Annotated in this window: 15 protein-coding genes; 11 read left to right on the forward strand and 4 right to left on the reverse strand. The window is 63.4% G+C overall.

Annotation, left to right across the window (positions count from 1 at the left end; translation table 11 throughout):
- The first annotated feature begins 78 nt into the window (after window positions 1-78).
- The 6 genes from lexA to uvrA all read left to right on the forward strand — a co-directional run bounded on the left by lexA (window position 79) and on the right by uvrA (window position 10,246).
- Window positions 79-696: a transcriptional repressor LexA gene (gene lexA, locus HX803_RS18260; protein ID WP_178922291.1), complete on the forward strand. Its 618-nt coding sequence runs from the start codon at window positions 79-81 to the stop codon at window positions 694-696.
- Window positions 696-1,310 (forward strand): translesion DNA synthesis-associated protein ImuA, encoded by a 615-nt coding sequence (gene imuA / locus HX803_RS18265; protein ID WP_178922293.1) that lies wholly within the window; start codon window positions 696-698, stop codon window positions 1,308-1,310. Before lexA ends, imuA begins: the two co-directional genes overlap by 1 nt.
- Before the next feature lie 7 nt (window positions 1,311-1,317).
- Window positions 1,318-2,730, forward strand: coding sequence for a DNA polymerase Y family protein (locus tag HX803_RS18270; protein WP_178922295.1), 1,413 nt, complete (start codon window positions 1,318-1,320; stop codon window positions 2,728-2,730).
- A gap of 103 nt (window positions 2,731-2,833) precedes the next feature.
- Window positions 2,834-5,905 (forward strand): error-prone DNA polymerase, encoded by a 3,072-nt coding sequence (locus HX803_RS18275; protein WP_178922297.1) that lies wholly within the window; start codon window positions 2,834-2,836, stop codon window positions 5,903-5,905.
- 109 nt (window positions 5,906-6,014) lie between these two features.
- On the forward strand, window positions 6,015-7,727 hold the full coding sequence (locus HX803_RS18280) for an ATP-binding protein (protein ID WP_178922299.1): 1,713 nt from the start codon (window positions 6,015-6,017) through the stop codon (window positions 7,725-7,727).
- The gene (gene uvrA, locus HX803_RS18285) at window positions 7,724-10,246 is read left to right on the forward strand and encodes an excinuclease ABC subunit UvrA (RefSeq protein WP_178922301.1); all 2,523 of its coding nucleotides are present in this window, start codon (window positions 7,724-7,726) and stop codon (window positions 10,244-10,246) included. Before HX803_RS18280 ends, uvrA begins: the two co-directional genes overlap by 4 nt.
- Before the next feature lie 89 nt (window positions 10,247-10,335).
- Here the strand turns inward: uvrA and tkt are convergent, their stop codons facing one another.
- Complete coding sequence (gene tkt / locus HX803_RS18290) at window positions 10,336-12,381, reverse strand: transketolase (protein WP_178922303.1); 2,046 nt, start codon at window positions 12,379-12,381, stop codon at window positions 10,336-10,338.
- 174 nt (window positions 12,382-12,555) lie between these two features.
- Here tkt and HX803_RS18295 point away from each other — a divergent pair, with 174 nt between their 5' ends.
- A complete protein-coding gene (locus tag HX803_RS18295) occupies window positions 12,556-12,780 on the forward strand; it encodes a DUF465 domain-containing protein (RefSeq protein WP_178922304.1) in 225 nt (74 codons plus the stop codon).
- A gap of 154 nt (window positions 12,781-12,934) precedes the next feature.
- On the opposite strand, the gene HX803_RS18300 is transcribed toward HX803_RS18295, so the two are convergent.
- On the reverse strand, window positions 12,935-14,311 hold the full coding sequence (locus HX803_RS18300) for a VOC family protein (RefSeq protein WP_178922306.1): 1,377 nt from the start codon (window positions 14,309-14,311) through the stop codon (window positions 12,935-12,937).
- Between the two features lie 287 nt (window positions 14,312-14,598).
- Between HX803_RS18300 and HX803_RS18305 the strand changes: the two genes are divergently transcribed.
- From HX803_RS18305 to HX803_RS18315, 3 genes are all read left to right on the forward strand, one after another.
- Window positions 14,599-16,008, forward strand: a complete 1,410-nt coding sequence (locus HX803_RS18305) for an OprD family outer membrane porin (RefSeq protein ID WP_178922308.1) — start codon at window positions 14,599-14,601, stop codon at window positions 16,006-16,008.
- 159 nt (window positions 16,009-16,167) lie between these two features.
- Window positions 16,168-18,810, forward strand: coding sequence for a glucosidase (locus HX803_RS18310; RefSeq protein WP_178922310.1), 2,643 nt, complete (start codon window positions 16,168-16,170; stop codon window positions 18,808-18,810).
- A 43-nt stretch (window positions 18,811-18,853) separates the two neighbouring features.
- On the forward strand, window positions 18,854-19,477 hold the full coding sequence (locus HX803_RS18315; RefSeq protein ID WP_178922312.1) for a hypothetical protein: 624 nt from the start codon (window positions 18,854-18,856) through the stop codon (window positions 19,475-19,477).
- A gap of 164 nt (window positions 19,478-19,641) precedes the next feature.
- On the opposite strand, the gene HX803_RS18320 is transcribed toward HX803_RS18315, so the two are convergent.
- Together HX803_RS18320 and HX803_RS18325 are read right to left on the reverse strand one after the other, a co-directional pair.
- Entirely contained in the window at window positions 19,642-19,956 is a 315-nt protein-coding gene (locus HX803_RS18320; RefSeq protein ID WP_016969749.1) for an SCP2 sterol-binding domain-containing protein, read from the reverse strand.
- A gap of 55 nt (window positions 19,957-20,011) precedes the next feature.
- Window positions 20,012-20,722: a histidine phosphatase family protein gene (locus HX803_RS18325; protein ID WP_178922314.1), complete on the reverse strand. Its 711-nt coding sequence runs from the start codon at window positions 20,720-20,722 to the stop codon at window positions 20,012-20,014.
- A 194-nt stretch (window positions 20,723-20,916) separates the two neighbouring features.
- On the opposite strand from HX803_RS18325, the gene sohB reads away from it, so the two are divergent.
- Complete coding sequence (sohB, locus tag HX803_RS18330) at window positions 20,917-21,942, forward strand: protease SohB (RefSeq protein WP_178922316.1); 1,026 nt, start codon at window positions 20,917-20,919, stop codon at window positions 21,940-21,942.
- Window positions 21,943-21,975: the final 33 nt, after the last annotated feature.

Below are 21,975 nucleotides of genomic sequence, written 5' to 3' on the forward strand. Positions count from 1 at the left end.
TATGTACTCAATCCCCACGATCCCAAAAACCCCACCCCGACTGACGGCCATTGTCAGAAACTTCCCGCAGGAGTACAAATGTACTCCATGACAACCCTGACCCCCCGCCGCACCGCTATCCTGACCTTCATCCGCGACCGCATCGCGCAACAAGGCCAACCCCCCAGCCTCGCCGAGATCGCCGAGGCGTTCGGCTTCGCCTCCCGCAGCGTCGCACGCAAGCACGTGGTGGCCCTGACCGAAGCCGGCTTCATCGAGGTCAACCCCAACCAGGCGCGTGGTATCCGCCTGCTCAACCAACCCACACGCCCCGAATGGCTGGACATCCCCGTCCTCGGCCGCGTCGCCGCCGGCCTGCCCATCGGCGCCGACGCCGAAGTGCACAGCCGCCTGCAACTGGACCCCGCCACCTTCGCGAAAACCCCCGACTACCTGCTGCGCGTCCAAGGCGATTCGATGATCGAAGACGGCATCCTCGACGGTGACCTCGTAGGCGTGCGCCGCAGCGCCGAAGCCTTGAACGGGCAGATCGTGGTCGCGCGCCTGGACGGCGAAGTCACCATCAAGCGTTTCGAGCGCCACGCCGAGCACGTGCGCCTGCTGCCCCGCAACCCCGCGTACCAACCCATCGTGGTTGGGCCTGACCAGGACCTGGCCATCGAAGGGGTGTTCTGCGGCCTGGTGAGGCAAGGCTGATGGGCGCCGTGGTTGCCCTGGACTCGCTGTTCAATGGCGGGCGAGTCTGGAAGGGCCGGCCCGCCGCACCTCCCGCCAGCGTGCACCCCACGGGGCTGGCGGCGCTGGATGCGGTGCTGCCCACGGGGGGCTGGCCGGAGTCGGCGCTGAGCGAAATCCTCATGGCGAAGGAGGGCGTGGGCGAGTTGCAACTGGTGTTGCCAACCCTGGCGCGTTTATCTGCGGCAGGGGAGCGCATCGTACTGGTGGCGCCGCCCTATACGCCGTACCCCCATGCCTGGCAGAACGCCGGGGTGGATCTGCGCCAACTCTCGGTGATCCAGGCCGAGGAACGCGATGCCCTGTGGGCCGTTGAACAGTGCCTGCGTTCCGGCAGTTGCGGCGCGGTGTTGTGCTGGCCACGCAAGGCCGATGACCGGGCGTTGCGGCGCTTGCAGGTGGCGGCGGAAACCGGGCAGACCCTGGCATTTGCCTGGCGCGCCTTGAGCGAGGCAATCAACGCATCGCCTGCTGCGTTGCGCCTGGCGGTGGAGGCCAGGCCCGCGCAGGTGCGGGTGCTCAAGTGCCGGGGCGGCCTGGCCCACCCGGCGCCGATTGCGCTGGCGGGGCACTGAGGTTGCCATGCGCTGGGTGTGTATTGTCTTCCCGCAATTGGCGCTGGACGGGGTGCAGCGTGGGCATCCCGAGCCGGGCCAGCCCCTGGCCTTGCTGGCCGGTACGCCGCAGCGGCGTGTGCTGCAAACCGTCAATGACGCTGCCCGTGCCTTGGGCTTGCGCCCCGGCCAATCCCTGACCGCCGCCCATGCCTTGGCCAAGACCTTTGCCTGTGCCGAATACGACCCCGCCGAAATCGAGCGCTGGCAGCAGTTTTTGGCCGCCTGGGCCTATCGGTTCAGCTCTCAGGTCAGTGTGTATTACCCACGGGCGCTGCTGTTCGAGATCGAGTCGAGCCTGGGGCTGTTCGGGCCCTGGCCGGCCTTCGAGACGCGGTTGCGCAAGGAGTTGAGCGAGCTGGGGTTTCGCCATCGCATCGTGGCCGCGCCCAACCCGGCGGCGGCCCGGGTGTTGGCGAATATTGATGATGGCCTGGCAGTTCAGGACGACGCCTTGATGCAAGCCCTGGCGCCGCTGCCCATCGACCGTGCTGGCCTTGACCCGCAGGCCGCCACCGCGTTGTCACGCATGGGCCTGCGCACCCTGGCCCAGGTGCAGGCGTTGCCCCGGCACACCTTGGCGCGGCGTTTCGACGCGAGCTTGCTCAAGCATCTCGATGCCTTGGCCGGGCAGCGCCCGTTGGCGCTGGCGTTCTACCAGCCGCCGGACCGTTTCGATGTGCGCATCGAGCTGAATTTCGACGTGCAATCCCACCAGGCCTTGCTGTTTCCGTTGCGCCGTTTGACCGCTGACCTGTCGGCCTTCCTGTGTGGCCGCGACAGTGGTGTGCAGCGTTTTGACCTGCACCTGGAACACGCCCAGGCGCCCGACAGCGTGATCAAGGTGGGCCTGCTCAGCGCCGAGCGTGAGCCGGCGATGCTGTTCGAACTGGCCCGGGGGCGCCTGGAGCAGGTGCAAGTCACCTCGCCGGTGCGCGGCTTTCGCCTGGTGGCCCAGGACCTGCCGACCTTCGTCCCGCAACGCCAGGACCTGTTCGATGACCGCCCGCAACAGACCTTGCCCTGGGAGCAATTGCGCGAACGCCTGCGCGCACGCCTGGGGGACGAGGCGGTGCAGGGCCTGCGCTTTCACGCCGACCACCGCCCCGAGTGCGCCTGGCAAGCGGCGACCGATCCGCGCGTGTGCCAAGGCCTGAACAAGGTGCAACGCCCTGGCTGGTTGTTGAATGAGCCCACGTTATTGGCCGAGCACGGAGTGCAGATCCTCATGGGCCCGGAGCGCATTGAATCCGGCTGGTGGGATGGCGCCGACATCCGCCGCGACTACTACCTGATCCAGACTCGCGCCGGCCAGCAAGGCTGGGCCTTCCGCACCGTGGGGCAAAACGACGGGCTGTGGCTGCAAGGCTGGTTTGCATGAAACCCCCACACACCATGGCAGCCACCGTTGACACCCCTCCCTGTAGGAGCCGGCTTGCCGGCGAAAAACTCAAGCACGCCGCGTTCACCCAGGCACTGTGCCCATGAATTACGCCGAACTGCATTGCCTGTCCAACTTCAGCTTCCAACGCGGCGCCTCCAGTGCGCTGGAGCTGTTCGAGCGCGCCAAGCGCCAGGGCTACAGCGCGCTGGCGATCACCGATGAATGCACGCTGTCGGGTATCGTCCGGGCTTGGCAGGCGGCGAAAGCGGTGGAGCTGCCGCTGATCATCGGCAGTGAAGTGCGCATCGAGCATGGCCCGAAACTGGTGCTGCTGGTGCAAGACCTGACCGGCTACCAACACCTGTGCCGCTTGATCACCCTGGCCCGACGCCGCGCCGAAAAGGGCAGCTACCGCCTGCTGCTTGAGGACTTCGAACAGCCGTTGCCCGGCCTGCTGGCGCTGTGGGTGGCCGAAGACAGCGACACCCAGGTGTCGATCCAGTGGCTGCGTCGCACCTTCGCCGACCGTCTGTGGCTGGCGGTGCACCTGCACTGTGGCCAGGACGATGCGCGCCACCTGGAGCAACGCCTGCAATTGGCGGCCAGCCTGCACATCCCCGCGGTGGCCTGCGGCGATGTGCACATGCATGCCCGCGGTCGCCGAGCCCTGCAAGACACCATGACCGCCATCCGTCATCACGTGCCGGTGGCCGAAGCCGGCACGCGCCTGCACCCCAACGGCGAGCGGCATTTGCGCAGCCTAGACGCCCTGGCCGCGTTGTACCCGCAAAGCCTGCTCGACGAAACCCTGGCCATCGCCCGCCGTTGCAGCTTCGACTTGAGCCAGTTGCGCTATCACTACCCGCGTGAGCTGGTGCCTGCCGGCCATGACGCCAAGTCCTGGCTGCGCGCCGTGACCGAACAGGGCATCGCCGCGCGCTGGCCCAAAGGTGTCGAGGCCAAGACCCTGAAGCAGATCAACGACGAACTGGAACTGATCAGTGAGCTGGGTTACGAGAGTTATTTCCTCACCGTGCACGACATCGTGCAGTTCGCCCGCAGCCGCTCGATCCTGTGCCAGGGCCGGGGTTCGGCGGCCAACTCGGCGGTGTGTTTTGCCCTGGGCATCACCGAGATCCACCCCGGCCTGACGAGCATGTTGTTCGAGCGCTTCCTGTCCCGGGAGCGCAACGAACCCCCGGATATCGACGTCGACTTCGAGCATGACCGCCGCGAAGAAGTGCTGCAGTACGTGTTCCAGCGCTACGGCCGCACCCGTGCGGCGCTGACGGCGGTGGTCAGCAGTTATCACGCGGCCGGCGCGGTGCGGGATGTGGCCAAGGCCCTGGGCTTGCCGCCCGACCAGATCAACGCGCTGGCCGACTGCTGCGGGCGCTGGAGCGACGATGCGCCGCCGCTGGCGCGCTTGCGTGAAGGCGGCTTCGATCCCGAGAGCCCGATCCTGCGCCGCGTGCTCACGCTCACCCAACAACTGATCGGCTTCCCCCGGCACCTGTCCCAGCACCCGGGCGGGTTCGTGATTTCCGAATACCCCCTGGATACCCTGGTACCGGTGGAAAACGCCGCCATGGCCGAGCGCACCATCATCCAGTGGGACAAGGACGACCTCGATGCCGTCGGCCTGCTCAAGGTGGATATCCTCGCCCTGGGCATGCTCAGCGCGATCCGCCGTTGCTTCGATTTGCTGCGCCGTCACCGCAACCGTGACCTGGCCCTGGCGACGATCCCCAGGGAAGACCCCGCCACTTACGCCATGATCAGCAAGGCCGACACCATCGGCGTGTTCCAGATCGAGTCGCGGGCGCAGATGTCGATGTTGCCCCGGCTCAAGCCGCAGACCTTCTACGACCTGGTGATCGAAGTAGCGATCGTGCGGCCGGGGCCGATCCAGGGCGGCATGGTGCACCCGTACCTGCGCCGGCGGAACAAGGAAGAGCCGGAGACCTACCCATCGCCTCAACTGGAGGCTGTGCTTAAACGCACCCTAGGCATTCCGCTGTTTCAGGAACAGGTGATGCAGATCGCCATGGTCGCGGCCGATTATGGCCCCGGCGAAGCCGACCAGTTGCGCCGCTCCATGGCCGCCTGGAAACGCCATGGCGGCCTGGAGCCGCATCAGGAACGCCTGCGCACCGGCATGCTGAAAAACGGCTACAGCGAGGCATTTGCCGCGCAGATCTTCGAACAGATCAAGGGCTTTGGCAGCTATGGTTTCCCCGAGTCCCACGCGGCCAGCTTTGCCTTGCTGACCTACGCCAGTTGCTGGCTCAAATGCCATGAACCTGCCGCGTTCGCCTGTGCGCTGATCAACAGCTGGCCCATGGGTTTCTACAGCCCGGACCAGATCCTGCAGGACGCGCGGCGCCATCGTTTGCAGATTCGCCCGGTGGATGTGCAGGCCAGTGATTGGGATTGCAGCCTGGAACCCATCGAGGGCGAACAGCCGGCGATTCGCCTGGGGCTGCGCATGATCGCGGGGTTTCGTGAAGAGGATGGGCGCCGTATCGAAGCGGCCCGCCAGCATCGGGCTTTCAGCGATATTGCCGACCTGGACGCCCGTGCCGGGCTGGATGCGCGCACCCAGGCGCTGCTGGCCGATTCGGGCGCCTTGCGTGCCTTGGCCGGCAACCGCCACACGGCGCGCTGGGAAGTGGCCGGGGTGCAAAAGCAGCTGGGGCTGTTTGCCGGGTTGCCGAGCCCCGATGAGGCGGTAGTCGAGCTGCCCGCGCCCACGGTGGGCGAAGACCTGCAGGCCGACTACGCCACCGTCGGCACCACCCTTGGCCCGCACCCGCTGGCCTTGCTGCGTGGCGAGTTGCGCAAGCGGCGCTGCCGCAGCTCCCAGGAGTTGCTCGCGGTGGAGCATGGGCGCAACGTGAGCGTGGCGGGGCTGGTGACGGGCCGTCAGCGCCCGGGCACCGCCAGCGGTGTGACGTTTGTGACCCTGGAAGACGAATTCGGCAACCTCAATGTGGTGGTCTGGCGTGACCTGGCCGAGCGTCAGCGCCAGGCGTTGGTGGGTTCGCGGTTGCTCAAGGTGGACGGACGCTGGGAAGCGGTGGGCGAAGTGCGCCACCTGATCGCCGGGCGCCTTACCGACTTGTCGCCCCTGCTGGAAGGCATTCATGTGCGCAGTCGGGATTTTCACTGAGGCCAGTGGTTTCTGCTGTAATTACCCCCTAACGTATACGCGTTGAAACGATCTACCGCTGGTGTGCTCAAAACCTTGCCGATGTTTTCTTTTCGCACAGAGCCAACCGATGCAATTTTTATCCAACCCCCACGGCTGTGAAGGCTGGGCCGGTGAAATGGCCCAGCGGATCCGCGCGTTCGATTGGTCGGCCACCGACCTTGGCCCGATCGACAACTGGTCCACCAGCCTGGCCTGCACCGTACAGATGATGCTGGCGTCACCGGTGCCGATGGTGATGTTGTGGGGGCGGGCGGGGTACATGATCTACAACGACAGCTACTCGACGTTCGCCGGCGGCCGCCACCCCTATTTGCTGGGCACGCCGGTGGAGCTGGGCTGGCCGGAAGTGGCCGACTTCAACCGGCATGTGGTCGACACCTGCCTGGCCGGTGGCACCTTGTCATTCAACAACAAGGACCTGGTGCTGCTGCGCAACGGCAAGCCCGAAGAGGTGTGGCTGGACCTCTACTACAGCCCGGTCGCCGGCGACAATCATCAACCGGCCGGGGTGCTGGCGATTGTGGTGGAAACCACCGAGCACGTGCATTCCGAGCGCTTGCGCCAGGAACTCACCCATAATCTGGAGCAACGCGTGGCCGCCGAAGTGCAGGCCCGTTCGGCGGCCGAAGACCAGTTGCGCCAGTCGCAGAAGCTCGAAGCCATTGGCGGCCTCACCGGGGGCGTGGCCCATGACTTCAATAACCTGTTGCAGGTGATCGCCGGCAACCTGCACCTGCTGGCCCGGCATGAGCCGGACAACGCTCAGGTGCAACGTCGCGTCAGCGCGGCCATTGCGGCGGTGGAGCGCGGGGCCAAGTTGTCGTCGCAGTTGCTGGCCTTTGCCCGTCGCCAACCGTTGTCGCCGGCGGTGTACAACCCGCAACGCATTTACGCCGGCCTGGGCGAGCTGTTGCAGCGGGCGCTGGGGGAAACCATCCATATCGATGTGCAATTGCCCCAGGACTCCTGGTGCATCAATGTCGACCGCAACCAGTTGGAAAATGCGCTGCTCAACCTGGCGATCAACGCCCGGGACGCCATGAAAGGCGAGGGCGTGATTCGCATCACTGGCGAAAACATTATCCTCAACCCCGCCGATTGCGTGGGCAAAAGCATCAAGCCCGGCGAGTACGTGCGCCTGGCGGTCACCGACACCGGTGTGGGCATGTCGCAGACCGTGCTCAAGCGTGCCTTCGAACCCTTCTTCACCACCAAGCGCGAGGGCCAGGGCACCGGCCTGGGCCTGAGCATGGTGTTCGGCTTTGTGCGCCAGAGCGGCGGGCATGTGGAGATGTGGAGCGAGGAGGGCAAGGGCTCGGTGGTGCAGATGTATTTCCCCCACAGCCTGGAGCCGGAGAGCCTCGACATGCACAGCGAACTGGCGCTCCACAGCGGCGGCCAGGAGACCGTCCTGGTGGTGGAGGACAATGAAGGCGTGCGCTTGACCGTGGTCGAGTTGCTGGAGCAGTCGGGCTACACCGTGCTCACCGCCGAAGACGGTGACCGCGCCATGCAGGCATTGCAAGACGGCGTGCGCCCGGACCTGATTTTCACCGACGTGGTCATGCCCGGTCGCGTCAAGAGCACTGACCTGGCCGACTGGGCCCGGGCGCAACAGCCGCCGGTGGCGGTGCTGTTCACCTCGGGCCACACCCGTGACATTCTCTCCAGCAATCACCTGCTGAGTCCCGACATTCATCTGCTGAGCAAGCCCTACAGCCCCGAAGCCCTGACGCAACGGGTGCGCAGCGTGCTCACCGCAAGACAAGGTTGCCCATGACGTCACAGCGCAGCATCCCGCCGATAACCGCCCACCCCACTGGCTTTGTCCGCGTACGCGGCGCCCGTGAACACAACTTGCGCAACGTCGATGTGGACATTCCCCGGGATGCCCTGGTGGTGTTTACCGGGGTATCGGGGTCGGGCAAGTCGTCCCTGGCGTTTTCCACGGTGTATGCCGAGGCACAACGGCGCTACTTCGAGTCGGTGGCGCCGTATGCACGGCGGCTGATCGACCAGGTCGGCGTGCCGGACGTCGATTCCATCGAAGGCCTGCCGCCTGCCGTGGCCCTGCAGCAACAGCGCGGTACGCCGAGCGCGCGCTCATCGGTGGGCAGCGTCACCACCTTGTCGAGCCTGATCCGCATGCTGTACTCCCGTGCCGGCAGCTACCCGCCGGGGCAGGCGATGCTGTATGCCGAAGACTTTTCGCCGAACCTGCCCCAGGGCGCCTGCCCGCAATGTCACGGCCTGGGCCGGGTGTATGAAGTGACCGAAGCGCTGATGGTACCCGACCCCTCGCTGACCATCCGCCAGCGCGCCGTGGCGTCCTGGCCGTTGGCATGGCAGGGCCAGAACCTGCGCGACATCCTGGTGACCCTGGGCTATGACGTCGACATCCCGTGGCGCGACCTGCCGAAAAAGCAGCGCGACTGGATCCTGTTCACCGAAGAAACCCCCACCGTGCCGGTGTACGCAGGCTTCACCCCGGCGCAGACCCGCGACGCATTGAAGCGCAAGTTGGAACCGAGCTACCAGGGCACCTTCAGCGGTGCGCGGCGCTACATCCTGCACACCTTCACCCACACCCAAAGCGCACTGATGAAAAAGCGCGTGTCGCAGTTCATGCAAGGCAGTGCCTGCCCGTTATGCCAGGGCAAGCGCCTGACCCAGGCGGCGCTGTCGGTGAAGTTTGCCGGGGTGGATATTGGTGAGCTGTCGCAATTGTCGTTGACCCAGTTGGCCGAGTTGCTGCGGCCCGTGGCGGCGGGGCAGGACCGCATGAAGCTGTCGGTGGAAAAACGCCTGGCAGCCCAGCGCATCGCCCAGGACCTGCTGGAGCGGGTCAGCACCTTGACCGAGCTGGGGCTGGGCTATTTGTCCCTGGAGCGCAGCACGCCGACCTTGTCGTCCGGCGAGTTGCAGCGATTGCGCTTGGCGACTCAGTTAGGTTCGCAATTGTTTGGCGTGATCTACGTGCTGGACGAGCCGTCGGCGGGTTTGCATCCGGCGGATGGCGAGGCCTTGTTCACCGCGCTGGATCGGTTGAAGGCGGCCGGCAATTCGTTGTTTGTGGTGGAGCATGACCTGGAAACCATGCGCCGCGCCGACTGGCTGATCGACGTGGGCCCGGCCGCCGGCGAGCATGGCGGGCAGGTGCTGTACAGCGGCCCGCCTGCGGGGCTGGCGCACATCGAAGCGTCGCAAACCCGCGACTATCTGTTTGCCGAGCGCCGGCCTTCGACGCCGTCGCGACGTGAGCCGAGCGGCTGGTTGAAACTCGAAGGCGTGACCCGCAACAACCTCAAGGGCTTGAACGTCGACTTCCCGTTGGGCTGCTTCACGGCGGTCACCGGTATTTCCGGCTCGGGCAAGTCCAGCCTGGTCAGCCAGGCGCTGCTGGAACTGGTGGGTGCCGGCCTCGGCCGCGTGGTAGACAGCGACGAAGAACCGAGCCTGGAAGACGACGCGCCCCAGGCCAGCGGTGGGCATATCGGCAGCGGCCTGGAACACATCCGCCGCCTGGTGCAGGTGGACCAGAAACCCATCGGCCGCACGCCGCGCTCCAACCTGGCGACCTACACCGGGCTGTTCGACAACGTGCGCAAGTTGTTCGCCGCTACACCAGCGGCCAAAAAGCAGCATTACGACGCGGGGCAGTTCTCGTTCAACGTCGCCAAGGGCCGTTGCCCCCACTGTGAGGGTGAAGGGTTTGTCAGCGTGGAACTGCTGTTCATGCCCAGCGTGTATGCGCCATGTCCTACCTGCCATGGGGCGCGCTACAACCCCGAAACACTGGCGATCAAATGGCAGGGCCTGAGCATCGCCCAGGTGCTGGGCCTCACGGTGGAACAGGCGGTGGAGGTGTTTGCCGAACAGCCTGGGGTGTTGCGTTCATTGCAGGTGCTGCGGGACATCGGGTTGGGTTACCTGCGCCTGGGGCAGCCGGCCACCGAGCTGTCGGGCGGCGAGGCGCAGCGCATCAAGCTGGCGACCGAGCTGCAACGCAATGCACGCGGCGCCACCTTGTATGTGCTGGACGAACCGACCACCGGCTTGCACCCACGGGACGTGGACCGCTTGCTCAGCCAGTTGAATCACCTGGTGGACGCCGGGCACACGGTGGTCGTGGTGGAACATGAAATGCGCGTGGTGGCGCAGAGTGACTGGGTGATCGACATCGGGCCGGGGGCCGGGGATTTGGGTGGGAAAATAGTGGCGTGCGGCACACCGCAGAAAGTCGCCAAGAGCAAGACCAGCCGCACCGCCCCCTTCCTGTCGCGAGAACTGACCTTGTAGTGAGCGGGCTTGCCCCGCGCTGCGGTATATCAGACATACACCAGGCCCCTGACACACCGCAGCGCGGGGCAAGCCCGCTCACTACAGGTTTATAGGTTGATCTGTTGCTTGGCTTGTTTCACTACGTTCTCGACGGTGAAGCCAAACTTCTCCTGCAACTTGGCCAAGGGGGCCGATGCGCCAAAGCTGTTCATCACCACCTTGGCCCCGGTCTGCCCGACATAACGGTCCCAACCCAAGGGACCGGCCTGTTCCACCACCACCCGCGCCTTGATCGCAGGGGGCAGCACGCTGTCGCGGTAGGCCTGGTCCTGGTCTTCAAACAGCTCCCAGCTCGGCATGGACACTACCCGCGCGGCGATGCCTTCGGCTTTCAGCTGCTCGTACGCTGTCACGGCAAGGCTCACTTCGCTGCCTGTCGCCATCAGGATGACGGTGGGGTGGTCGTCACTGGCCAACACATAGGCGCCCTTGGCTGCACCGGACGCTGCCGCGTATTGCGTGCGGTCCAGTGTCGGCAGCGCCTGGCGCGACAGCACCACGCAACTGGGGCGATGGGTTTGCGCCAGGGCCACTTTCCACACTTCCAGGGTTTCATTCGCGTCGCCCGGGCGTAGGGTCAGCAACCCTGGCGTAGCGCGCAACTGCGTGAGGTGTTCGATAGGTTGGTGCGTCGGCCCGTCCTCACCCACGCCAATCGAGTCATGGGTAAACACGAACACCACCGGCAACTCCATGATTGCCGCCAGGCGAATCGGCGGCTTCATGTAGTCGCTGAACACCAGGAACGTCGAGGTGTAGGGCCGCAGGTACGACAGCGCCATGCCGTTGGCAATCGCGCCCATGGCATGTTCGCGGATGCCAAAGTGCAGGTTGCGCCCACTGTAGTCGTCGGCACTGAAACGCCCGGCACCGTCAAAAGTGAGGTTGGTCTTGGTGGACGGTGACAAGTCGGCCGAGCCCCCCAGCAGCCAGGGGATGTGTTGCGCGAAGGCATTCAACACCTCGCCACCGGAAGCACGGCTGGCGACGCCTTTGGCGTTTGTGGCGAAGGTGGGCTGCCCCGCCTGCCATTGCTCGGGCATTTCCCCGGCGCGCATGCGCTGCAGCTCATCGGCCAGTGTCGGCTCAAGCTTGGCCAGGGCCTGGTTCCATTGCGCATACAGTGGCTCAGCACGTTCGTGCAGCGCATCACGCAATACCGTGCGCGCGCCCTCGGGCACCAGGAAGCTGGAATCCTGCGGCCAGCCATACGCGGCTTTGGTCAGGCGGATTTCTTCCTCACCCAACGGCTCGCCGTGGGCAGAGGCGGTGTTGTGCTTGTGGGGCGAGCCGTAGCCGATCACGCTGTCGACCACGATCAAGGTCGGCGCGCCGGTGTTCGACTGGAAGGTGTGCAGCGCCGTGCTCAGGGCCTGCAAGTCATTGGCATCGGTGACGTGCAGCGTGTGCCAGCCATAGGCCTGGAAGCGCTTGATCACGTCCTCACTGAACGCCAGCTCGGTGTGGCCTTCGATGCTGATGGTGTTGTTGTCGTAGATCCAGCACAGGTTATCCAGCTTCAAGTGCCCGGCCATGGAGGCGGCTTCGCTGCTGATGCCTTCCATCATGTCGCCGTCGCCACACAGGGTGTAGACGTTGTAATCGAACAGCACCTGGCCGTCGCGGTTGAAGCGTTCGCCCAGCCAGCGCTCGGCCATGGCCATGCCCACGCTGTTGGCGCAGCCTTGGCCCAGCGGGCCGGTGGTGGTTTCCACGCCGGTGGTCATGCGGTATTCGGGGTGTCCCGGGGTCTTGGAGCTCATCTGGCGGAACTGCTTAATATCGTCCAGGCTCACCGCCGGCAGGCCGGAGCGCTTGCCGTGCGCGTCAATCTCCACCACACCCGCCAGGTGCAGCAGCGAATACAGCAGCATTGACGCGTGCCCCACCGACAGCACGAAGCGGTCACGGTTGGGCCAGTCGGGATGGTCGGGGTGGTAGCGCAGGAACCGGCTCCACAGCGTATAGCCCACCGGCGCCAGGCCCATGGGCGTGCCCGGGTGGCCGGAATTGGCCTTTTGCACGGCGTCCATCGCCAGGGTGCGGATCGTGTTGATGCATTGGGTGTCGACAGCGGTGGCAGCGTGAGTCATGAAACCGGTCTCCCTCGAGTGGCGATCTACAGTGGAGGGCAGGGCGGGGCAAAGGTTTGATCGCGTTGCCGGTGCCGCGACGAACGGAGGGAATTGACCTCGAACATGACAAGACCCACTGCAATGGGCTAGCTTCAAGAGCGTAGGCCATTGATCAACGTGCGGAGGTTTTCCATGCCAGTGAAACACGACCTGTATCAGGACTTGGGATTGAGCAAGACAGTCGTTCACGAACGCAGGACGAGCGACAAACGCCTGGACTCACTGCTCACCCAATACGACGCAGCCGATGGGGAGGTGCTCAAGGCAGAGTCGGCCAGTGCCAGCGATAAGGACGTGGAGAAACTGAAGAAAAAACGGCTGTTGATCAAAGACAAGATCGTGGAGCAGTTGGGCTGAAGGGATGTCCGCGCCTACAGGGCGCGGACATATTTGTTCAGAATTGTCTGAAGGACAGGGCGCTTTTGACTGCCTATGATGCGCCCCGCCCACCTGGCTCTGGGGACTGTTGCGGCGCAAGGATTGCGCTGGTGAGCCAGGTGGGCACCTCTCTTCAAGCCAGCAGCGCCCGCGCGCATTCATCGATCGAGCGCTGCTGCGTTTCGCCATACAGCTTCAATTCATCAATCGTCTGACGGCCCAGCGCCTTTTCAAATTCCACCTGGTTGGCATTGGCCGCGTAGTGACTCTGCGCCGCATCCCCCAGGTTGGACTGGAAGATCCCCGCCGCGCTCACCGGTAAGAAATCCTCGTACACCAACGGTTCCACATCGATGTGGCCGGCCGCAATCAGCGCCTCCAGCGTGCGCGGCTGGTCGGCGTTGCCACGGGCGGCCACGCCCTGTTCGGTGGCGAAGTAGCGGAAGTACGCCAGGCCCTGTTCACGCATCTGCCCGTGGTTGTCGGGGAAGGCCTGGAAGTGTTGCTCCATCAATTGCATATAGCGCGCCGCATTGCCTTCGTTCGGAAAGGCGCCCAGCTCATCACGCGCCGCATTCAGCAACTGGTCATACAGCGCCCGGCCCTTGGGGGTCAGCGCGACACCGCGTTGTTCTATTTCACCGAAACGCGCGCTGTGGCTGCCTTGGGCGTCGGTGAAGGCGATGGGTTCATCCAGGGCCTTGAAGCTGGTCTGGCGCAGCAGGATCGGGCACTCACGGCGCGGCGGGCCTTCGATCACCGCCTTGGGGGTGATGCCTTTGCCCGGCATGGCGGCCTGCACCTGGTCGATGTCCAGGGTGCGCGGGGTGAGGTGGTTGATGTGCGGGCCTTTAAAGGCCACGACATCGGCGATCAGGCGGTGCTGGTCGCTCAGTTGCTGGTATTGCGCGCCGGTGACGGTCGCGGTGTGGTGCCAGCGGAAGGTTTCCAGGGCCTGGCGGATAAACTCATCGGCGTCTTCGGCATTGAGCCCGCCGTGCGTTTCGGCTTTCTCGATCAGGGCCAGGGCGCCAGGGGTGAAGATCGAGCGCTTGGCCAGGGCGATTTCGGCGAAGCTGCGCAGTTCGAGGTTTTCGATCAGCTCCAGACGCAGCAACGAGGTGAACACGCGGAACGGACTGGTCTGTAGCGCATGCTCATGCACGGCGCGAAAGGCCGTGGAATGCACGGGCACACCGGCCGGCGTCAGGTCGTAGTAGCCCACCGGCTGCATGCCCATCACGGCAAACAGGCGGCCGATGGTGGCCAATTCATAGGCGGTGCCCAGGCGGATAGCACCGTGGCGTTCCATGTCCAGGCGCTGGATTTCGCCGGTGCGGTGCAGCTGTTGCGCCAGGCCCGGATCGCGGTCGAGAACGCGGGTATTGGTCTCGGCCACCAGCTCCATCAGGGCGCCGTAAAGTGGAACTTCATCTCGGTACATGTCGGACATGGCCTTGGAGAAGCCCTTGCGGATGTCGTCGGGGCTGACATGTGCGGTGGTCGGCATAGAAAAATTCCTGAACACGGTGGAGTGGGGCATGGCCTATGTCTGGATTTTGTTGGGCTGGGCCTGGCCGTGCAAACGAAGAATCCTCAGGACTTCATGCTGAAAATGAATGAAATGACGCAAATATGACAAAAAACGGCAGCTTGAAAATTTCATTTTTCGCGGACTTTCCTAACTAATTCTTCACGAGGAGCGCCCCGGTCCTCATGAAACAATCGTCACGTTTGTAGGGATGAAAGCTGTTCTGCACACACCGCACATAAAAATATGTTTAGGGGCTGTCGTTAATGAAAATTTCTACACTGGCGTTATCCATCACCGCCGCCTTGCTTGCACACCAAGCCAGCGCCGATGATTTCGGGCTCGGTTCGCTGGGCACGGGGAACGGTCACAGCGGCTTTCTGGAAGACAGCCACGCGGCTATCAGCTCGCGAACCATGTACTACAGCGCAGACAACCGCTCGGGGACGGCGAATGATCTGCGTGAAGCGGCCACCTTGCTGCGCTTCGACTACAAATCCGGCTACACCCAGGGCACCCTCGGGGTCGGTTTTGATGTGATGGCCTTCGGTGCCTTGCGTCTGGACGGCGGCGATGGCCACACCGCAGGCCCAGGCCTGGCCGGTAACGGCAACAGCTTCTTCCCAACCAAGAACAACGGCACTGAGCCGGCCGACAGTTTCGGTCGCGCTGCGGGTAACGTGAAGTTCCGCATCTCCCAGACCGAATTGCACGTGGGTGGCGGTCTGGCCCCGGTGTTGCCGATCCTGGTGTCCAACGACAGCCGTGTGGCGCCGCAGACCTTTGACGGCGGCATCCTGACTTCCAGCGACATCCCCAACGTGACCTTCACCGGTGGTGAGCTGAACCATGCCCAAGGGCGTGCTTCTAGCAACTCCACTGGCCTGAGCGTTGTCGGCGCGACCCGTGACAGCAACAGCTTCAAGTTTGGCGGCCTGGACTACAAACCATTCGGTTCTTCCGACAACGCCATCGCTAAAAACCTGACGTTGCAGTACTACTACGCCGACCTGGAAGACTTCTACAAACAGAACTATTTCGGCCTGGTACACGTGCTGCCCCTGGGCAACGACCAGTCGTTCAAGACCGACCTGCGCTACTTCGACAGCACCAGCGACGGCAAGAACGGCTCGGCCGGCTACGCGTTCAACAACAACGGCGGCTATGCCAAGCACGCCGGCGAAGTGGACAACAAAACCTACAGCGCCGCGTTCACCTACCAGTTGGGCGGCAGCAGCCTGATGCTCGGCCATATTGGCGTGAGTGATGACGGCGGTTTCGTCTGGGTCAACCAGGGCAGCATTGCTGACCCGAACGCCCAAGGCGCAGGCGGCAGCGACTTCTACCTGTTCACCGACGCCGTGGTCGGCCAGTTCTCCCGTGCGGGCGAGCAGGTCAATTTCGGTCAGTACTCGTATGACTTCAAAGCCTACGTGCCTGGCCTGAAAGCCTCCATCGCTTACTTGGACGGTACTGATATCAAGTCCAAGGTAGCTGGCGGTGCTGACCAGAAAGAAAACGAAACCGACTTCCGTCTGGACTACGTTGTGCAGGAAGGCCCGCTGAAAGGCTTCGGCACCACCTTCCGTACCGGTACTTACCACGGTCACAACACCGGCACGGCCGATCAGGACCAGACTCGCCTGATCTTCAACTACACCTACGCGATCTTCTAAGAACACGCGAGGAAACTGCGCGATTGCGCAGCGCTAAAAAACTGCAGGCCGCCTAATCAGCGGCCTCAGTCTTTTCTGGGCCAGGGTTGAGTCTTCATGTGCATCGGGGCGCGAATGGGTTCTACACTGCCCGTCACCGCGCCAGTGATGGAGGACCCGATGACGGCCACGCCCGTAACAGACATCCTTGCAACGATTGAAGGCCAACGCCTGGCCAACCCCGACGCCGAACGCTGGCGCGAGTGGGGCCCTTACTTGAGTGAACGCCAATGGGGCACCGTGCGCGAGGACTACAGCGCCGACGGTGATGCCTGGGTGTATTTCCCACACGAACATGCCCGCAGCCGCGCCTACCGCTGGGGCGAGGACGGCCTGGCCGGTTTCAGCGACAAGGCACAACGCTGGTGCCTGGGCCTGGCCCTGTGGAACGAGCGCGACAGCATTCTCAAGGAGCGCCTGTTCGGCTTGAACAACGCCGAGGGCAACCACGGTGAAGACGTCAAGGAACTGTACTTTTTCGTCGACGGCGTACCGAGCCATGCCTACCAGCGCATGCTCTACAAGTACCCCCATGCAGCCTTTCCCTACGCTGACCTGATCACCGAAAACGCCCGGCGTGGCTTGGTCGATGCCGAGTACGAGGTGCTCGACACCGGGGTGTTCGAAGACAACCGCTACTGCGATGTGAGCGTCGAATATGCCAAGCACACGCCCGACGATATCTTCATGCGCATCACCGTGCACAATCGCGCGGACCAGCCGACTCGCCTGCAGGTACTGCCCCAGCTGTGGGCGCGCAATGACTGGAGCTGGACGGTTGATGCGCCCAAGCCACAGTTGACCCTGGCGGGTTCTCATGTGCTGGCCCGTCACACTGAACTGCCCGACCGCCACCTCAGCGCCTGGGGCCAGGACGGCGTGGAATGGCTGTTCTGTGAAAACGAAACCAACTACCCGAAGCTCGACGCCCAACCGGCGCCGGGGCCGTTCAAGGACGGTATCAACGATTACGTGGTCGACGGTGTTCAATCGGCGATTCGTCGCGATGCCGGCACCAAGGTGGCGGCGCGGTTCATTCTTGAGCTGGAAGGCCAGCAGAGCCAAACCCTCTACCTGCGTTTCGCACCCACCGATGCGCCCGAGGTCAATGCGCGCAAACTGTTTGAACAACGCCGCGAGGAGGCCGATGACTTCTACGCGGCCTTGCAACACAACATTGCCGATGAGGATGCGCGCAACGTACAGCGTCAGGCCCTGGCCGGTTTGCTGTGGTCCAAGCAGCTCTACTATTTCGACGTCAACCAATGGCTCGACGGCGACCCGGCCCAGCCGGCGCCGCCGACTGAGCGCCTGCATATCCGCAATACCCATTGGCGGCACCTGTCGAATTTCGACATCCTGTCGATGCCCGACACCTGGGAATACCCGTGGTACGCCTCCTGGGACCAAGGTTTCCAGGCCGTGGCCATTGCCCTGATCGACCCGGGGTATGCCAAGCAACAGTTGTTGCTGCTGGTGAAGGACCGCTTCATGCACCCCAATGGCCAGTTGCCGGCGTATGAGTGGCGGTTCGACGACGCCAACCCGCCGGTACACGCCTGGGCCAGTTGGCGCGTGTATCAGCAGGACAAGGCGCTGACGGGCGTAGGCGACATGGACTTCCTGGAGCGGATCTTCCACAAGCTGCTGCTGAATTTTTCCTGGTGGGTCAACCGCAAGGACGCCGAGGGCCGCAACCTGTTCCAGGGCGGGTTCCTGGGCCTGGACAACATCGCCTTGTTCGACCGTTCGGCCACGTTGCCCCCGGGCTATCAACTGGACCAGGCCGACGGCACTGCGTGGGTCGCTGCGTATGCGCTGGACCTGATGCGCATCGGCCTGGAGCTGGCCAAGCGCAATGTCGTGTACGTGGATATTTCGGTGAAATTCTTCGAGCACTTCCTGTACATCGCTGGTGCGATCAACCGTGTCGATGACAGCGCCGAAGGCCTGTGGGATGAGCAGGACCAGTTTTTCTACGACGTGCTGCACCGGCCCGACGGCCAGAACGAACCGGTGCGCCTGCGCTCCATTGTCGGCCTGATGCCGCTGTTTGCCGTGCTGGTGCTGGAGCAGCGTGAACATGAAGGGCTGGAGGGCCTGCGCGAGCGCCTGCTGGGCTTCATGAAACATCGGCCGGACCTGGCCAAGTTAGTCTCGCGCTGGAACGAACCGGGGCAGGGCAACCGCCTGTTGCTGGCGCTGCTGCGTGGTGAACGCACCAAGGATCTGCTGCGGCGCATGCTCGATGACAACGAGTTCCTCTCGGCCTTTGGCGTGCGTTCCTTGTCCAAGGCCTTCGCCGAACAACCCCTGGCGCTGAAGATGAACGGCGACACGCTGTGCGCGCGCTACCAGCCGGGGGAGTCCGACTCGCGTTTGTACGGCGGCAACTCCAACTGGCGGGGGCCGTTGTGGATGCCGGTGAATTACATGCTGATTGAGTCGCTGCGCGAGTTTCATCGCTACTACGCGGATAACTTCTCGGTGGAGTACCCGACGGGCAGTGGTTATCTGTCGTCGCTTGAAGAAGTGGCTGACAGTCTCAGCCAGCGCCTGACGCGTTTGTTTTTGCGCGATGAAAATGGCCTGCGGCCGTCGATGGCGGGTTATGCGCAGTTGGAGGCCGACCCGCTAAGCCGCGACCTGGTGTTGTTTCATGAGTATTTCCACGGGGAAACCGGGCGTGGGTTGGGGGCGTCGCACCAGACGGGGTGGAGCGCGTTGGTGGCGCTGTTACTGAGTGTTCCGCCAACGGCGTGAATCGGGTAGATTCGCCGGCCCGACCCTTACAAGGATGTAGATCATGGCGAATAGCGCCACGGCTTCACGCCCAGCGAACCTGCTGGTAGCCCTGCTGATGGGCGCCGGTGTTTTTACCTTGAGCCTGTATGCCAGCAGCGCCAGTGCAGCCTCAATGAGGGCGGCCTGTGTGCAATGCCCATCGGAGACCGCCGATGCGTCCAAATGGGTCAAAAATGGTACGTATCGCCTCGAACCCGTGACTCTGTCGATTGACGATGAGGTCAGAAATGCGGACCCTGACTCGCTTCGCAAAATGACCCGGCTCAAGCCGCGGGCGCTTGGCGCTGATGAAAATGATCCATTGGTCGATGAAGTCGTCCGCGCGATAGATATCGTCGGTGAAGCCGGTGATGTCGATATCTTGAGGGCGCAGTGGCCCGAGCTGACGCGCCGATCGCGTTACGCGTACAGTCTTTTCATCAACGAAGGGCAAATAGCCGATTTCTATAACGTCTACGTGCGCGTGGGGCCCAACAAGTATTTGATCGTCATTGGCCGGGATGTGGAGTCCGGGGAGTTCCACGAGCGGCCGGGTGAGGGGTACCTCATCAACCGGCGGGGTACCGAGGGCCATTCCAGGGAGCTTGAGCAGTTTAGAGTTGTCGAGGCTGCAGCAGGCCGCTGACAGATCCTGATGAGCCAGAAATGATCCATCTCGCGCTGAGGGGCGTCAGGCAGGGTTGCGATGTGTCGAATGGCGCGGCGCGGGGCAAGCCCGCTCACGACAGGCCAGGATTTGGGGCAAAAAAAATCCCGCCTCGAAGGGCGGGATCGGGGACTGTCCGTGAATCAAGCCGGGAACAGTTCGCTCAGCTTCATGGCCAGCATCATGTCGCCTTCAGTGCGCAGTTTGCCGCTCATGAAGGCCTGCATGCCGTCGGTGTCGCCGCTGACGATGCCTTCCATGGTTTCGCCGTCGGTGACCAGGGTCACTTGAGCGTCAGGGTTTTCGCCTTCCAGCAGTTCGCAGGTGTTGTTTTTCACCACCAGCGAGAAGTTCTGGGTGTCGTCGATACGGAAACCGAACACCAGGTCCAGGCCGTCGGCAGCGGCTGGGTTGAATTTGGCTTTCATTGCTTCTACAGCTTTGGCTACGTCAGTCATGGTTTCGATCCTTTAGGGTGAGTCCAGTGACCTTGGGGTCACGGTTGGCCGCCATTCATCGGAAGGTGATGAGGTGCGGCGCCTTCAACAGTTGCAAGTGGGTGTGACTGTTGAAGGAAGCCAGTGCCACCTCGCGACCGCGGAATTTCAGCTGGTTGAGCGAGGTGTTAACAATTTGCCAGTTCAGCTCGAACGCCTGGGCAGCCGGCATTCGGGTAATCAGGTGGAGCAGGGCGGTGATGGTGCCGCCGGAAGTAAACACGGCGATCTTCTGCGTATTGTCGGCTGCTTCGAGGATGCGCTGCAGGCCGCCTTGTACGCGTTCCACGAAGCCCAGCCAACTCTCCAGCCCGGGCGGGTCGTAGGTGCCGGCCAGCCAGCGCTCGATGATCAAGGCAAAGATACGTTGGAATTCGCTGCGGTTCTGCGCGGCATTGCGCAGGATATCCAGCGCCTCGGGCTCGGTTGTCAGCAGGTCGGGCAGCAGGGCGCGGATGATCGCATCGGCATCGAATTCGTTGAAGGCGCTGTCGACTTCAAGCGCGGGCACCGGCAGGCCGAGGGCTGCATATTGATCGAAGGCGGCGGTGGCGGTGTGCTGCTGGCGACGCAGGTCACCGGCGACACAGCGGTCGAACGTGAGGCCCAGTTCCGCCAGGTGGCGACCGAGCACTTGCGCTTGTTCCACGCCGGCGGGCGACAGGACGTCATAGTCGTCTGCACCGAAGGAGGCCTGGCCATGTCGAATCAGGTAGATGCTGCCCACGTCCGTTTTCCCGGTACGTTGAAAGTCTGGCGAGGTTATGAGGATGCCGAAGAGCTGTCAATGAAAAAACATACGCTTGTTTTAAAAGCTCGTTAGAGGCCCGTTGCTGGCGGTTTGAGCACTGGCCCGAAGGCAATGCCGTCGGTATGCTGGGGCCATCCGCGCCTGGCGCAGTGCATTTTTTAAGGAGTCATATGGATTTTCTGGCTGAATACGCGAGTTTCCTGGCGAAGACCGTCACCCTGGTGGTCGCCATTCTGGTGGTATTGATCAGCTTCGCGGCCCTGCGCAGCAAAGGCCGTCGCAAATCGGCTGGCCAGTTGCAGGTCAGCAAACTCAATGATTTCTACAAGGGCCTTCGCGAGCGCCTGGAATCGACCTTGCTCGACAAGGACCAACTGAAGGCGCTGCGCAAAGCCGAAAGCAAGACCGAAAAGAAGAGCAGCAAAAAGAAACCCGAGGCCAAGCCACGGGTGTTTGTGCTGGATTTCGACGGCGATATCAAGGCCTCGGCCACCGAGAGCCTGCGCCATGAAATCACCGCCTTGCTGAGCCTGGCCACGCCAAAGGACGAAGTGGTACTGCGCCTGGAAAGCGGCGGCGGCATGGTGCACAGCTATGGCCTGGCCTCTTCGCAGCTGGCGCGCATTCGCCAGGCGGGCGTGCCATTGACCGTGTGCATCGACAAGGTCGCTGCCAGCGGCGGCTACATGATGGCCTGCATCGGCGAGAAGATCATCAGTGCCCCCTTCGCCATCCTGGGTTCCATTGGCGTGGTCGCGCAGTTGCCCAACGTCAACCGCCTGCTGAAAAAACACGACATCGACTTCGAAGTACTGACGGCCGGCGAGTACAAGCGCACCCTCACGGTGTTTGGCGAAAACACCGAGAAGGGCCGGGAGAAGTTCCAGGAAGATCTGGACATCACCCACCAACTGTTCAAGAACTTCGTGTCGCGCTATCGCCCGCAACTGGCGATCGATGAGGTGGCGACCGGCGAAGTGTGGCTGGGTGTTGCAGCCCTCGATAAACAATTGATCGATGAGCTGCAGACCAGCGACGAATACCTGGCCACCAAGGCCAAGACCGCTGACGTGTTCCACCTGCACTATGCCGAGCGCAAAAGCCTGCAGGAGCGCGTAGGTCTGGCTGCCAGCGGTTCGGTGGACCGCGTGTTGCTGACCTGGTGGAGCCGCTTGACCCAGCAGCGCTTCTGGTAACCCGGTCCAGCATGTAAATGCTCCCCTGTAGGA

The sequence above is a fragment of the Pseudomonas sp. P7548 genome (assembly GCF_013386585.1).
In the GTDB taxonomy this organism is placed as follows: domain Bacteria; phylum Pseudomonadota; class Gammaproteobacteria; order Pseudomonadales; family Pseudomonadaceae; genus Aquipseudomonas.